The organism is Streptomyces murinus (assembly GCF_002154555.1).
Lineage (GTDB): Bacteria > Actinomycetota > Actinomycetes > Streptomycetales > Streptomycetaceae > Streptomyces > Streptomyces murinus.
Genome location: NZ_MUNF01000144.1, coordinates 1 through 14481, shown reverse-complemented (window position 1 = coordinate 14481; position 14481 = coordinate 1). Strand labels below are relative to the sequence as shown.

The window sequence follows — 14481 nt, the reverse complement described above, 5'->3', positions numbered from 1 at the left end:
TGTGCCCATGGCACCGCGGTGTCATGAGCGCACCGCGGTGCCATGGGCACACATCGTTATCCAAACGGGCACCACTGGCCCTGGCACGGAGCAACTACCCCTTTCTACACTGTCGTTGAGGGGGGCGATGCTGTGCGCACACGGTTGCACGGGCGGGGGGCGCTCTTCGACGCCGATCCGGCCGGACTCGCGCCGCGCCTGGTGGGCCTGGTCCCCGGACGCCATCGCGCCCATCCTCTGGAGCATCCGGACGAGCCGCCCTTCGTGGTGCTCACCGGCGCCCGGGGGCTGGGCAAGAGCGCGGTGCTCGACGCGCTCCAGGAGGCCTACCGGGGGCACACCCCGGTCGCGCTGATCGACTGTTCGGCCACACAGTTCGCCGGGCCGCCCGCGGGCCGGCCCGCCGACTCCTGGTCGCCGTCGGCCCAGGCGCTGCTGGTGATCGCCGAGCAGCTGGCGGAGCCGGTGACCGGCGCCGGGCGGATCACCTTCCCGCGGCTGATGTCGGGCCTGGTCGCGGTGGCCGCGGGCGGCTGGGGCGACGCCGAGGCGGAGCGGATCCGCCGGGAGGTCGAGCGGATCCTGCTGCTGAACGAGCGGGGTCCGCGGATCGGGGCGTTCGCGGGCCGCTGGGCGGGCAAGGTCGCGGCGAAGGTGGTCGCGGCCGCCACCGGCGCGGGCCCGCTGGTCTCGGGCGCCATCGAGGCCACCCTGGAGTCCGTCGCCGAGGGGTTCACCGGCCACAGGCACCAGAAGGCGTCGGAGTGGTACCGCTCGTACCCGAACGCGGGCGGCAACGCCCAGCGCGGGCTGATCCTGCTGTCCCAGCACTTCCGGGACGGCGACGGCTCGCGCGAGCACGCGGAGCGGTATCTGGTGCGGGCGCTGCTGGCCGACCTCGGCGAGGCGTACACCGGGTTCATGGCGAAGATGCAGCGCCTGGGCCGGCCCCTGGTGCTGCTCGACAACGCGCAGACGACCCCGGGGCCGGAGCTGACCGCGGCCGTGCTGCGCGATCGCGCGGAGGGCACCGGCGACCGGGTGGTGTTCGTGGCCGCCCGGCGCGGCGAGGGCAGAGCCGAACTGCCCAACGCCGTACGGAGGCAGCTGGCCGAGGTCGCCCGGCGCACCGGCTGGACGCCGGACGCGGCCCCCTCCTCGCGGGCGCTGCTGGTCGCGCTGCCGCCGCTGAGCGCGGACGACACCCTGCACATCGTCGGCGCGCTGTGCGCGGACACCGCCGTGCCCTCCCATCTCCCGGCCGCCGCCCACCGGTTGACCGGCGGCAACCCGCTGGGCGTGGTGCTGCTCGCCGAGTCGGCGGCGCAGCACCTGCCCGAGGTGACCTCGCTGGGCGAGCTGCTCAGCGCGGAGTTCCGTCCGGCCGAGGACCAGCCGGGCTCGCCGGTCCACCAGGCGCTGCTGGACCGGCTGGTGCCGGCCGCGTACCTGGAGGAGCTGACCGTGCTGGCCGCCGCCCACGACCACGACTCGGCGTGCGCCCTGGCCTCGGCACTGCTGCCGGACACCTTCGGACCCGCCGACGTACGGGCCCTTCAGACGCTGCTCGCCGAGGAGGGACTGCCCGTCGTACCGGGCCAGTTCGTCGGCGACCCGTTCGTGCGGACGCTGCTGCTGCTGCGGCTGCATCTGCGCGACGAGGACCACGCGTCATGGCGGCGCGCGCACGAGACGCTGATCGAGCACTACGCGGAGCCGGAGCGGGCGCCGTACCGGCTCTACCACGAACTCGCCCTCGGGGACGCCGAGTCGGCGGTCGCGCGCTTACGGGACGACTTCGCGGATGCCGACACCCGGGTGTGGCTGCGCACCCTGCGCTTCATCGCGTCCGCGCCCTACTTCCACGCGCACGACGCCGAGGGCCGTGACTTCGGCGGGCGCGGCGACCGGCGGGCCGCGGTCGCGCTCGGTGTGACGGACGCCGGCCATCCGCTGCCGGAGGGCGTGGACGCCGTACTGCACCTGCGGGTACGGCGGTTGCTGCACGCGCTGTGGGAGCTGACGGATCCGCTGGTGCTGCCGGACCCCAAGGTGTGCGACCGGCTCCGCTTCGAGCTGGAGCAACTGTCCAATCTGCGCCCCGCCGCGGGCGCGCTGCTGTGGCGGGCCTCCCGGGACTGGCCGGCGGCCGCGCTGGCCGGGCGCCCGATCGAGGGCCCGGCCGATCCTGAGGACGACGGTCGCGGGGAGGCCTGATGGCGGGGGGCATGGGGACCTGGGTACGCGAGCATGTGTGGGAGATCCCGCTGCGCCGGTATCTGTCCCTGCTGCTGGCGGCGGCCCTGGTGGCGGGCGGGGTGTTCGGGGTGCGCACCCTGATGCACGACGACCGGCGGTGCGCGCCGGGGGTGTCGCGGCCCGCGGGCAGTGACGAGTGCGTGGGTGTGGCGACCGGCGTGTACGACTTCGGCCAGCCACGCTTCCACCAGGTGGTGGAGGCGATCGGGCGGGAGAACAAGGGCCTGAAGAGCGGGAGTTATGTCACGGTGGCGCTGATGCTGCCGTTCACCTCCACCTCGACGACCAATCTGAACGACATAGAGCATCAGCTGCAAGGCGCCTATCTCGCCCAGTACTCGGCCAACCACGACTCCAACGGGCAGTCCCCGCAGATCCGTCTGCTGCTCGCCAACTCGGGTACGGGCAAGGACAGCTGGCGGCCGACGGTGGACCAGCTGGACGGGATGACCCGGAGCGCGGACCGGCTGCGGGCGGTGGCCGGGATAGGGCAGAGCACCGATCCCAACCAGGCGGCCGTCGCGGCGCTGACCAAGCTCGGCATCCCGGTGATCGGCTCCTCCATCACCGCCGACGAGCTGGCCAACGGGCAGCGCGGCAAGAAGGCCGACCCCTACCCCGGGCTCGCCCGGGTGGCGCCGACCAACACCGACGAGGCCCGTGCGCTCGCCTCCTACACCAAGGCCAAGGCGAACCGGGCCAACGAGAACAAGGCCATGCTGGTCTACGACAAGCCGGGCGACCCGTACACGAACTCGCTCAAGCAGTCGTTCAGCACGCTGATGAACGGCTCGCCGTACCAGCCGGTCCTGGAGCAGCCGTTCACCCCGCCCGCCGACCGCAGCCAGGAGGGCACTACCGCCAACACCTTCCGGCAGATCACCAACATCGTGTGCGACACCCCCCGGGACACCCACACGATCCTGTTCGCGGGCCGGCACACCCAGCTGCGGCAGTTCGTCAACGCGCTGGGCGACCGCGGCTGCATGGACCGCTCCTTCCAGGTCCTCACCGGCGACGAGGCCTCCTACCTCACCTATGAGAAGGAGCTGAACCGCGACGCCCTGCGGCACAACCTCACCGTGCTCTTCACCTCCCTCGCCCATCCGGACGCCTGGCTGAAGAACCCCCCGAAGACCGGCGGTTCCACGGCGGACTACCAGACCCTCCAGCGGCTGCTGAAGAGTGCCGAGCACAAGCCGGCCGGCCCGATCGGCCCGGTCGCGCTGGACGACGGCCAGCTGATCATCGGCTACGACGCGCTCCAGCTCGCGGTGCACGGCATCCGCGAGGCCGTGCCGGAGGGCCGGAGCATCCCGACCCTCGCGGACGTGGGCCTCCAGTGGCCGCAGGTCAAGGGCTCGCTGAAGGTGGCCGGGGCGAGCGGCTGGATCTGCCTGGACGAACACGGCAACCCATACGACAAGGCCGTACCGATCGTGCGCCTGACCCCGGAGGGCGACTCGCAGTTCGTCCAGCTGGCCTGGCCGGAGGGAAAACCACCGGGAAAGGACTGTCTGCCGCCCGCGTGAGGGCGCCCGGGCCGGTTCCGGCTACGGCCCGGACGCCGGACCCAGCACGGCGATCAGTTGTTCGAATTTATGGCGCCAGTCCGTGTCCGAGGGTCCCTCGCCCTGGAACTCATGGGTGAAGCGCAGTACGCACTCCGCCGTCCCGTCCCGCTCCAGATGGAACCGCAGCCGCCCGCCGCCGCCCTCGTCGAGGGTGTACTCGGCGACCCGGTCCACGTCCCAGGCGGTGACCCGGCCCGAGCCCAGGCCCCGCAAGGAGACCGCGCCGTCGAGACGGGGTTCGAGAACGCCGACGGCGGTGCACCACGCCCCGATCCCCTCGGGGGTGGCCACCGCCGTCCAGACGTCTTCCATGGGCCTCGGGAGCCGCACCAGGAAATGGAGTATGTGCGTGTTCCCGTGGGTCTGACTGGTGCCCTGTGCGATGGAACCGCTCATGACTCCAGTGTGGGCGAGCCTTCGCTCACACGCCCGCGTAGGAGTGCTTGCCGGTGACGAAGATGTTCACGCCGTAGAAGTTGAACAGCCAGCAGGCGAACGCGATCATCGCCAGGTAGGCGGCCTTGCGGCCCTTCCAGCCGGCCGTGGCGCGCGCGTGCAGGTAGCAGGCGTAGGCGACCCAGGTGATGAACGACCAGGTCTCCTTCGGGTCCCAGTTCCAGTAGCGGCCCCACGCGTCGCCCGCCCAGATCGCGCCCGCGATGATCGTGAACGTCCACAGCGGGAAGACGGCCGCGTTGACCCGGTAGGCGAACTTGTCCAGGGAGGCCGAGGCGGGCAGCCGCTCCAGCACCGAGGTGGCGAAGGAGCCCGGCTTGATCCCGGCCTCCAGCTTGTTCTCGTACGAGTCCTTGAACAGGTACAGGATGGTGGCGACCGCGCCGACGTAGAACACCGCGCCGCAGAAGATCGCGGTGGAGACGTGGATGTACAGCCAGTACGAGTGCAGGGCCGGGACCAGCTGGTCGCTGGCCGTGTAGAGCACGGTCACGGCGAGGCCGAGCAGCAGCAGCACCGTGGTGGTCAGGAACAGGCCCAGCCAGCGCACGTTCTTCTTCAGCGCCAGCAGCGCCAGGTACAGGCCCACGGCGACCGTGGTGAACGTGATGCTGAACTCGTACATGTTGCCCCAGGGCGCCCGGCCCACCGAGGCCGCGCGGGCGATCACACCGGCGAGCTGCACCACGAAGGCCAGCACGGTCAGCGAGACCGCGATCCGGCCGTACATGTCGCCCTGGACGTCACCGCCGTGCGCGCCGGGCCCGTCCGGCACGTCCCGGGCACCGGCCGCCGCGCGCACGACGACCTTCGGGCGCTCCAGTACGGCGGTGCCGCCGGCCTTCTTGACGGTGACGGCGGGGCCCGCCTGCTGCTTGCCCCCGTCGGTGAGCGCGTTGGCCGTACGGGCCACCTTGCTGCGGCTGCCGAAGATCCACTCGGCGATGTAGGCGAGGAAGGCCAGCGTGTACACGGTCATCGCGGAGTAGATGAGCGTGTTGCTCATGTTCGCGAGATGCTCGTTGGTCGCTGTGGCCAGCTCTGTTGCGGCGGCGAGAGTCACTTCTCAGCCCCTTCGGCAGGTACGACGTGAGGGTCGGGGGAGGTTGCGGGGGCGTCGTCCGGGTCGGGTGCCCCCGGCGCCTGGTCGTAGAGGATCCCGGCGAGATCGCCCAGCTCCTCCGGCAGCTTGGCGGACTCACTGCGGCCGAGCCCGGCCATCTCGACGACGGTCACACCGTCGGCACCGCGCACCGCCCGCACCCACACCCGGCGGCGCTGGATGAACAGGGACGCGGCCAGACCGAAGATCGCGGCGAGCGCGCCGGTCAGGGCCCAGATGCTGCCCGGCTCCTGGACGATCTCGAAGCCGGCCCACTGCTTCACGTCCTTCTCGAACGTGATGGAACCGGCGCCGTTCGGCAGCTTCATGGTGTCACCGGGCTTGAGCAGCTTCTTCAGCAGCTGGCCCTTGCCGTCCTTGAACGCCTTCATATGGCTCGTGTCGAGCTGGTACACGCTCTGCGGGATGCCCGCGTCCACGCCCAGGTCGCCGTGGTAGGCGTTGACCGCGAGCAGCGGGTTCAGCAGCGCGGGGAACTGCGACATCATCGTGCCGGACTTCGGGTCGAAGGTCGGCACGAAGAACGCCTGGAAGCCGAGCTGCTCGCTCTTGCCCCGCGGGTCCTTGTAGCCGTCCATCACCTTGACCACGCCGTTGGAGGTGACGTTGCCGTCGAGCGGCAGCAGCGGCACGGCGTCCTGGTAGACGACCTTGCCCTTGCCGTCGCGGACGGTGACCACCGGGGCGTAGCCGTGGCTGACGAGGTAGACCTTGGAGTCGCCGATGTGCAGCGGCTCGTTGACCTTGATCGTGGTGGTCTTGCGCTTGCCGTACGCGCCCACGCTGTAGTCGATCGTCGCCTGGAAGGTGCGGGGCGTACCGCGGTTGGGGCCGCTGCTCTCGTAGGTGCCGGTGAACTTCTTCAGGTCGAAGCTGAACGGCACCAGGTCGTCGCTCCGGAACAGGCTGCCCGACTTCATGTCGTCGTACATCGGCAGTGCGTTGGAGAAGCCGTCGCCCTCCACCATCAGCTTGGTGCCGTCCGACTTGTACATCTGGCCCCAGGCGAAGGAGACCAGGAGCACGATCAGGGCGATGTGGAAGACCAGGTTGCCCAGTTCGCGCAGATAGCCCTTCTCGGCGGTGACCGCGTCACCCTCGGCGTGGGCACGGAAGCGGCGCCGCTTGAGCAGCTTGAGCGCGGCCGCGCGGACCTCCTCGGGCTCCGCCGTCGTACGCCAGGTCGTGTACGCGGGCAGCCGGGTCAGCCGCTTGGGCGCGCCCGGGGGCCGGCCGCGCAGCTGCCCGATGAACTGCCAGGCGCGCGGCACGATGCAGCCGATGAGGGAGATGAACAGCAGGATGTAGATCGCGGAGAACCACACCGAGCTGTAGACGTGGAAGAGGCCGAGCTTGTCGTAGATCGGCGCGAGCGTCTTGTGCGCCTGCTGGAAGTCGGCGACCTTGTTGATGTCGGCGCCGGACTGCGGGATCAGCGAGCCGGGGATCGCGGCCAGCGACAGCAGCAGGAGCAGCAGCAGCGCGACCCGCATGGAGGTCAGCTGCCGCCAGAACCAGCGGATCCAGCCGATCACCCCGAAGGCGGGCACGCCGGTGAGCGGCTCCTCGCGCGGGGCGGTGGACAGCTGGGACCCGGCGGCGCCGAGCTCCTCCTGGTCCTGGCCCTTGTCGGTTTCGGTCTTGCTCATCGATCAGATCCCCACAGTGAAGCCGTTGGACCAGGTCTGCATCTGCTGCACCAGGCTGTCCCAGGCACCGGTCAGCAGCAGCACACCGGTCACGATCATCATCGTGCCGCCGATGCGCATCACCCACACATAGTGGCGTTTGACCCAGCCGAAAGCGCCGAGGGCCTTGCGGAAGGCCAGAGCGGTGAGCACGAAGGGGATGCCGAGGCCCAGGCAGTAGACGACCATCAGCAGCGCTCCGCGCCCGGCGCTCGACTCGTGCACGGAGAGGAAGCTCACCGAGGAGAGCGTGGGTCCGAGGCAGGGAGTCCAGCCGATGCCGAAGAGGGCGCCTATGACCGGCGCGCTCACCAGTCCGGTGGTCGGGCGCCGGTGGAAGCGGAACTCGCGCTGGGTGAACCAGGGCATCAGGCCCATGAAGAAGACGCCCAGCAGGATCATGAGCACGCCGAGCACCTTGGACAGCGGGCCCTTGTAGTCCTGGAGGGTCGAGCCGAAGAAGCCGAAGAGTGCTCCACCGGAGACGAACACGGCGCTGAAGCCGAGCACGAACAGCGAGGCGCCCGCGACCATCCGGCCCCGCTTGGCCTCCGCGAGGTCGGTGCCCGCCACGCCGGTGACGTAGGAGAGGTAGCCCGGGACCAGCGGGAGCACGCACGGTGAGAAGAACGAGATGAGTCCGCCGAACAGGGCGACGGGCAGCGCGACCAGCAGGGCGCCGTGCATCACCGTCTGGTTCTGGCCCACCATGGCCAAGGTCAGGGTCGCGCTCACGTCACTTCTCCGCGACGACCGGCTTGAGCATCTTCAGGAGCGTGGTGTCGTCCAGCGCCTCCAGGGCTCGCGCGGCGACCTTCCCGTGCCGGTCGATGATGAGCGTGGAGGGGATCAGCTGGGGGTTCAGGGTGCCCTTCTTGAAGCGCAGCATGAGCTTGCCCGTGGGGTCGTACAGGCTCGGGTAGGTGATCCCGTGCGCCTTCTCGAACTCGACCGCGGGGGTCGTGCTGGTGTCGCGGGTGTTGATCCCGACGAACCGCACGCCCTTGCCCTCGTACGCCTTCGACACCTTGGCGAAGTACTGGGCCTCTTCACGGCACGGGCTGCACCACGAGCCCCAGACGTTGATGACGACGACCTGGCCCTTGTAGTCGGCCACGTCCACCGACTTGCCGTCGATCGTCTTTCCGGACAGGTCCGGGGCCGCGGTGCGCTTGCTCACCGGCACGGTGTCGATGCCGTTGTTGCCGGTGACGAAATTGGTGTTGCCGCCGCCGCCCGAGGTGCCGCCCTTGCCGCACGCGGACAGGGACAGGGCCGCGGTGACGGCCACAGCGCCGAGCAGGACGGCGCGGCTACGGGTACTCATGTGAAAAGTTTCGCATGTCGTCCCCGGGGTTCTCGCGCGCCCCCCTGCGGGGCGGAAAACCGCATTTCAGGAGCTATTTACACGGGACATTACGGGCGCGGGCGCCGGGCCCGCGCCCTCGTGCGGCTCAGGCGAGGAACGTCTTCCAGCCACCGGTGGGCCGGCTCCCGACGTCCAGCGTGCGCAGCTTGTCGAGGACCTCGGGCTTCTGGACGTCGATCCAGTCCGTGAACTCCTTGAAGGAGACCATCCGGACGTCGGCGCCCTTGTCCCGCTGGGCCGCGATGTGCTTGAACGCCTCCTCGACGGAGTCCATGTAGATCCCGCCGTTCCACTGCTCGAAGTGGTTGCCGATGAAGAACGGCGCGCGGTTCGTCTCGTAGGCCCGCTGGAAGCCGGCGATGTACGCCGCCGCGGACTGCTTGCGCCAGCCCGGGTAGTTGTAGGCGGGCGCCTTGGTGGAGTTCATGGACTGGTTGGCGAGCATGTTGTAGTCCATGGACAGCACCTCGAAGCTGTGCCCGGGGAACGGCACGGCCTGGAGCGGGTAGTCCCAGATGCCCTGGCGCTTGACCGGCCAGACCTGGCGGCCGCCCGGGGACGAGGCGTCGTAGCGCCAGCCCAGCTCGCGGGCGGTGGGCAGCAGGTTGTCCTGGCCCAGCAGGCAGGGGGTGCGGCCGCCGGCCAGCTCCTTGTCGTAGTCGAAGGGGAGCGCGGGCAGGTCGTGCCAGCCGGTGTTGGTCTTCCACTCCTTGACGAAGGACTTCGCCTGGTCGATCTCGCTCTTCCACTGCTGTGGCGTCCACCACTTCACCGAGCCGTGCGCCTCGCCGCAGAAGTGCCCGTTGAAGTGGGTGCCTATCTCATGGCCCTCCAGCCACGCCCGGTTGACGTTGGTGAGGGTGGCCTTGATGTGCTCGTCGGTGAGGTAGCCGATGTCGGAGGCGCCGCGCGCGTTGTTCGGGGGCTCGTACATCCGCTTCTTCGACTCGGGCAGCAGGTAGAGGCCCGAGAGGAAGAAGGTCATGTGCGCTTCGTGCTGCTTGGCGAGGTCCAGGAAGCGCGGGAAGAGGCCGTTGCCGACCTCGCCCGCGCCGTCCCAGGAGAAGACGACGAACTGCGGCGGGGTCTGGCCGGGCTCCAGCGGCTCGGGCTTCTTCGAGTGGCCGGGCTGCTTGCCGGTGAAGGAGGTGGAGCCGTCGCCGATCAGCTTGGCCGGCCGGTCCTTGCCGCCCTGCACCTGACGGGAACCGTCCGCGTGCCCGCCGCCGTCCGAGGACTTGAGGCCGCCGCAGCCGGACAGGGTGGCGGCGGCCGCGGCGCCCGCGCCGAGGCCGAGCATTCCCCGGCGGGAGAGGTTCCGGGAGACGGTGCGCATGAAGGATCCCCGATTCGTCGCGCGTGGTGATGGTGGTCACCCAGAGAGAGGGCGCGACGAACGGGGAGGTTCCTCTAATTAATATGTTTTTCGCAATATCCCTGGCAAAAAGATCCTAAGCGCCACGTAACGGACCGTCAGACGCCGGGCCGTCAGGCACCGGGCCCCTCAGCCACCGGACCCTCAGGCGCCGAACGCCTTCCCCTGCCCGCCGCCCTTCTGCGGCTGGGCTCCGGCCCGCAGATGCGCGGGGACAAGATCGATGGCGGGCTCGCTGTAGCCGACCGACACGATCTTGTCGCCGAGGTAGGTGAAGGACGTCAGCGAGGCGAGGGTGCACTGCCGCTTGCGCGGGTCGTGCCACAGCCGCCGCCGCTCCACGTACGACCGGACGATCCACACCGGCAGCTGATGGCTGACCAACACCGCCTCATGGCCGCGCGCCTGGTCCTTGGCCGCGTCCAGCGCGCCCATCATCCGTACGACCTGGTCCACGTACGGCTCGCCCCAGGACGGCCGGAACGGGTTGACCAGGTGCTTCCAGTTGCCCGGCCGCTGAAGCGCGCCGTCGCCGACGCCGAAGGTCTTGCCCTGGAAGATGTTCTCGGCCTCGATCAGCCGCGCGTCGGTGTCCAGGTCGAGACTGTGCGCCTTGGCGATCGGCGTGGCGGTCTCCTGCGCCCGCTCCAGCGGGGAGGCGCAGACATAGGTGATGTCGCGCGGAGCGAGGTGCTCCGCGACCCGGTCGGCCATCTTCCGGCCCAGCTCGGAGAGGTGGTAGCCGGGCAGCCGCCCGTACAGCACGCCGTCCGGGTTCTCCACCTCGCCGTGCCGCATGAGATGGACGACCGTGACGTCCTTGTCGCTGCCGCTCACACTGTTTCCGATGGTCACGCGGTGGCCTCCGCAGCCGCACGGGCCGCCGCCGGAAGGGCGTCGGCGATCTTCTGGACGGCCCGCTCGTCATGGGCCGTGGACACGAACCAGGACTCGAAGGACGACGGCGGCAGGTAGACGCCGTTCGACAGCAGCGAGTGGAAGAACGCGGTGAAGCGGTACGACTCCTGCCGCTTGGCGTCCTCGTAGTTGCGCACCTGCCGGTCGGTGAAGAACACCGAGAACATGTTGGACGCGTTCTGCAACCGGTGCGCCACGCCCTCCTTGCTCAGCGCCTCGGTGACCAGCGACCGGATCTGCGCGGAGACGGCGTCCACCTTGTCGTACGCCGCCTCGTCGAGCAGCCGCAGCTGGGCGATGCCCGCGGCGGTGGCGACGGGGTTACCGGAGAGGGTGCCGGCCTGGTAGACGGGCCCCGCGGGCGCGAGGTACGCCATCACGTCGGCGCGCCCGCCGAACGCCGCGGCCGGGAACCCGCCGCCCATCACCTTGCCGAAGGTCATCAGGTCGGGCTTGACCCCGTCCACGCCGTACCAGCCGGCGCGGCTGGTGCGGAAGCCGGTCATGACCTCGTCGGAGATGTACAGGGCGCCGTTCTTGTGGCAGGCGTCCCGCAGTCCCTGGTTGAACCCGGGGGCCGGCGGTACGACACCCATGTTGCCGGGCGAGGCCTCGGTGATCACACAGGCGATCTCGCCGGGGTGGCGGTGGAACGCCTCCTGCACGGCTTCGAGATCGTTGTACGGCAGCACGATCGTGTCGCTCGCCTGGGCACCGGTGACACCGGGCGTGTCGGGCAGCGCGAACGTGGCGACACCGGAGCCGGCGGCGGCGAGCAGGGCGTCCACATGGCCGTGGTAGCAGCCGGCGAACTTGATCACCTTGGACCGCCCGGTGAAGCCGCGGGCGAGCCGGATGGCGCTCATGGTCGCCTCGGTCCCGCTGCTGACCAGCCGGACCTGCTCGACGGGCTCGACCCGGGCGACGATCTCCTCGGCGAGCGCGACCTCGCCCTCGCCGGGCGTGCCGAAGCTCGTACCGCGGGCGACGGCGTCCTGGACGGCGGCGATGACCTCGGGGTGCGCGTGCCCGAGGATCATCGGACCCCAGGAGCAGACGAGGTCGACGTACTCCCGGCCGTCGGCGTCGGTGAGGTAGGGACCGCGCCCGGACACCATGAAGCGGGGCGTGCCGCCGACGGCGCGGAAGGCGCGCACCGGGGAGTTCACACCCCCGGGCGTGACGACGGAGGCACGGTCGAAGAGCGCCTGGGAGACGGGCGCTTCGTAGGGATAGGGCGTTTCGCTCAGGGCACTCATGACGTGCGGCTTCTCCGGCCTCTCGGACTCCGGTTGCGGGGTGACCTCCTCAGGGTAGGCCGCCTGCCCGCCGCGGTGACGGCCCGCCCGCGGTTCCGCGCCGCCGCGGCCCGCCATCTGCGAGACTGAGACCTGACACACAGCTCCTGGGCACGGAAGGATCAGGGACCGGGCGGATCCCCGTGGACTGTTGTTCCACCGCACGTTTCGGCGGGCGGCCGTGGGGGAGGTCACTGACACGATGATCGGGTTGCGCGGCGGGGGCCACGCGTCCTAGAAAAGCAGTCGGGTGGAGATATGCATCGCGGTGGCGGACTGGGCGAGGGGACCGATGACCTCGGTCCTCGACGTGCCCGGCGGGGAAGGCACCGGCGCGAAGCGGAGGAAGCGACCGAAGCACGTAGAACACAGGGTGCACCGGGTGAGCCCGAACGGTACGACCGGCCAAGCGACCGCCTGCACGACCAGCAGGCGGAGCGGACCGCCGACAGGGCGAAGGACTTCCCGAGAGACCTCAGAGGAGACCGCCCGACGGACTTCCCGAAGGACGCTCGGGGTGAGCGGCCCGTGGACTTCCCGCGAGAGGCCCCGCGTGACCTGCGGGGCGAGCGGCCCGTGGAGTTCCCGAAGGACGCTCGGGGAGAACGCCCGGTGGACTTTCCGCGAGAGGCTCCGCGTGACCTGCGGGGGAATCTGCGCGGGGACCGGTCGGCGGATCCCGCGCGGAACGCGGACGCGTCGTCGGACTTTCCCCGTGATCTGCCGCGCGACGTCTCCCGGGACCTGCCTCGGGATCTCCCCCGTGACCTTCCGCGCGACGTTTCCCGGGACCTTTCGCGTGACCTCCCTCGGGATCTTCCGCGGGACGCGCCCCGGGGCCTGCCCCGGAACACCGGCCTGGGCGGTCCGTCGGACTTTCCCCGGAACACCGGCCTGGGCGGTCCGTCGGACTTTCCCCGGAACACGGGCCTGGGCGGCCCGTCGGACTTCCCCCGTGACCTCCCCTCGGACCCTCCGCCGGAGCGGCGGTCCGGCCGCGCGGGCAGTCGTCGGCGTACCCCCCGGACGGATCGGGTCGGGTCCCTCGGGACGGGCGGCGGGAGTGGTGGCCGGGTGGGGGTGACGTACAAGTACTTCGGCGCACCGGACGGCGCGACCGCGGCCCGCGTCCCCATCTCGATGCGCCCGGAGGAACTCGGCGGCGACGAGCTGGGCATGAACGGCATGTTCACCAAGATCAAGCCTGAGACCATGGCCGCGATGGTCCTGACCGGCATCGAGGGCATCCCCCTGCACAAGGTCCCGCCTCTCGAACTGGTCGTCCTGCACCCCGACTACGCCGTCGTCAAACTCCCGATGACCGTCGTCGACCCCCTGCGCGGCATCGGCGAGGAAGCCGTCGGCGCCGCGGCCTTCATCTGGTCGACCGTCCCTGACAGGGGCGGCCCGCGGGACGCGTTCAACGTCTACCAACTGCTGCACGAATGGCAGGACTTCTCCCACCGGCTGCATGAGGCGGGGCATCAGGCGTATTGCCTGGTCTGGCCCTGATCGGGGGTTTTGGGAGGGGCGGACGGGGCGGGTGGCCCGGGTGGAGTTCGGGTAAGGCGGCGCAGTGGTCGGATGCCCGTGTCGTCCGTCTCGCACAGGTTTCCGCGCGCCAGGGTGTCGGACGTCTCGGTGATCATGGGCGGCGACCGTGCCGTCGAGCGCCTGAACGCGTCCTGAGCCCCCGTCGGGCCGATACGCTTGGGCCGCTGCGGCACCCTCCCAACTGATCCGCTCCCGCGGTGAGTCACGGCCTGCGGCGATCCAGACGTCTTTGGGCATGAGGATGAAGAACAAGTGCTTATAGCGGGCCGATACAGGCTGCGGGACACCATCGGGCGGGGCGCGATGGGGGAGGTCTGGCGGGCCTTCGACGAGACGCTCGGCAGACCGGTTGCCGTGAAACTCCTGCTCCCCCACGACTCCGACCCCACCGCGTCCTCGCGGTTCCGGCTGGAGGCGCAGACCGCGGGGCGCCTCAGTCATCCGAACGTCGTCGGCGTCCTGGACTTCGGGGAGTTCGAGGGCCGGCTGTTCCTGGTGATGGAGCTGGTCGACGGGGGCAGTCTCGACGGGCTGCTCAGCGCCTCCGGGCCGCTGTCCGCCGAGCGGGTGGCCAAGATCGCCGCGCAGGCCGCCGTCGGGCTCGCCCTCGCGCACCGGCAGGGCATCGTGCACCGGGACATCAAGCCGGCCAACCTGCTGCTGTCCGCCGACGACACCCTGAAAATAGGCGACTTCGGCATCGCCCGCTTCTTCGACGACCCCAACTCCGCGCTCACCGCGACCGGGCAGATCGTCGGCACCAGTCTCTACCTCGCGCCCGAGCGGGCTCTGGGCCGTACCGCGGGGCCGGCGTCCGACGTGTACTCCCTGGGCTGTGTGCTCTACCAACTCCTCACCGGCCGACCG

Annotated in this window: 12 protein-coding genes; 4 read left to right on the top strand and 8 right to left on the bottom strand. The window is 70.3% G+C overall.

What is annotated here, in order from left to right:
- The first annotated feature begins 132 nt into the window (after positions 1-132).
- Together CCN72_RS11210 and CCN72_RS11205 are read left to right on the top strand one after the other, a co-directional pair.
- Positions 133-2217, top strand: a complete 2085-nt coding sequence (locus CCN72_RS11210) for a hypothetical protein (RefSeq protein WP_086807384.1) — start codon at positions 133-135, stop codon at positions 2215-2217.
- Positions 2217-3791 (top strand): ABC transporter substrate-binding protein, encoded by a 1575-nt coding sequence (locus tag CCN72_RS11205; protein ID WP_086807383.1) that lies wholly within the window; start codon positions 2217-2219, stop codon positions 3789-3791. Before CCN72_RS11210 ends, CCN72_RS11205 begins: the two co-directional genes overlap by 1 nt.
- A 21-nt stretch (positions 3792-3812) precedes the next feature.
- Here the strand turns inward: CCN72_RS11205 and CCN72_RS11200 are convergent, their stop codons facing one another.
- The 8 genes from CCN72_RS11200 to hemL all read right to left on the bottom strand — a co-directional run bounded on the left by CCN72_RS11200 (position 3813) and on the right by hemL (position 12012).
- Complete coding sequence (locus tag CCN72_RS11200) at positions 3813-4229, bottom strand: SRPBCC family protein (RefSeq protein WP_086807382.1); 417 nt, start codon at positions 4227-4229, stop codon at positions 3813-3815.
- 25 nt (positions 4230-4254) lie between these two features.
- Entirely contained in the window at positions 4255-5352 is a 1098-nt protein-coding gene (gene ccsB, locus CCN72_RS11195; RefSeq protein ID WP_037658659.1) for a c-type cytochrome biogenesis protein CcsB, read from the bottom strand.
- A complete protein-coding gene (gene resB / locus CCN72_RS11190; protein WP_086807381.1) occupies positions 5349-7061 on the bottom strand; it encodes a cytochrome c biogenesis protein ResB in 1713 nt (570 codons plus the stop codon). The genes ccsB and resB overlap by 4 nt, the downstream gene beginning before the upstream one ends.
- 3 nt (positions 7062-7064) lie before the next feature.
- Entirely contained in the window at positions 7065-7835 is a 771-nt protein-coding gene (locus CCN72_RS11185) for a cytochrome c biogenesis CcdA family protein (protein WP_374193146.1), read from the bottom strand.
- A 1-nt stretch (position 7836) separates the two neighbouring features.
- Positions 7837-8427, bottom strand: a complete 591-nt coding sequence (locus tag CCN72_RS11180) for a TlpA family protein disulfide reductase (protein ID WP_167408669.1) — start codon at positions 8425-8427, stop codon at positions 7837-7839.
- A 127-nt stretch (positions 8428-8554) separates the two neighbouring features.
- Positions 8555-9805: a polysaccharide deacetylase family protein gene (locus tag CCN72_RS11175; protein WP_085566014.1), complete on the bottom strand. Its 1251-nt coding sequence runs from the start codon at positions 9803-9805 to the stop codon at positions 8555-8557.
- A gap of 183 nt (positions 9806-9988) precedes the next feature.
- On the bottom strand, positions 9989-10642 hold the full coding sequence (locus tag CCN72_RS11170) for a histidine phosphatase family protein (protein WP_086807386.1): 654 nt from the start codon (positions 10640-10642) through the stop codon (positions 9989-9991).
- 53 nt (positions 10643-10695) lie between these two features.
- Positions 10696-12012: a glutamate-1-semialdehyde 2,1-aminomutase gene (gene hemL, locus CCN72_RS11165; RefSeq protein ID WP_086807385.1), complete on the bottom strand. Its 1317-nt coding sequence runs from the start codon at positions 12010-12012 to the stop codon at positions 10696-10698.
- A gap of 1122 nt (positions 12013-13134) precedes the next feature.
- On the opposite strand from hemL, the gene CCN72_RS11155 reads away from it, so the two are divergent.
- Both CCN72_RS11155 and CCN72_RS11150 read left to right on the top strand, forming a co-directional pair.
- Positions 13135-13572 carry a hypothetical protein gene (locus tag CCN72_RS11155; protein WP_037658670.1) on the top strand — a complete coding sequence of 146 codons (438 nt, stop codon included), beginning with the start codon at positions 13135-13137 and terminating at the stop codon, positions 13570-13572.
- A gap of 294 nt (positions 13573-13866) precedes the next feature.
- Positions 13867-14481, top strand: a 615-nt coding sequence (locus CCN72_RS11150) for a serine/threonine-protein kinase (protein ID WP_143664081.1), incomplete at its 3' end; no start/stop codon positions are given.

Bases quoted from the DNA above. Each gene is read 5' to 3' on its own strand.
- CCN72_RS11205 (WP_086807383.1), top strand. From the start codon at position 2,217: ATGGCGGGGGGCATGGGGACCTGGGTACGCGAGCATGTGTGGGAGATC.
- CCN72_RS11200 (WP_086807382.1), bottom strand. From the start codon at position 4,229: ATGAGCGGTTCCATCGCACAGGGCACCAGTCAGACCCACGGGAACACG.
- resB (WP_086807381.1), bottom strand. From the start codon at position 7,061: ATGAGCAAGACCGAAACCGACAAGGGCCAGGACCAGGAGGAGCTCGGC.
- CCN72_RS11180 (WP_167408669.1), bottom strand. From the start codon at position 8,427: ATGAGTACCCGTAGCCGCGCCGTCCTGCTCGGCGCTGTGGCCGTCACC.
- CCN72_RS11175 (WP_085566014.1), bottom strand. From the start codon at position 9,805: ATGCGCACCGTCTCCCGGAACCTCTCCCGCCGGGGAATGCTCGGCCTC.
- CCN72_RS11170 (WP_086807386.1), bottom strand. From the start codon at position 10,642: ATGCGGCACGGCGAGGTGGAGAACCCGGACGGCGTGCTGTACGGGCGG.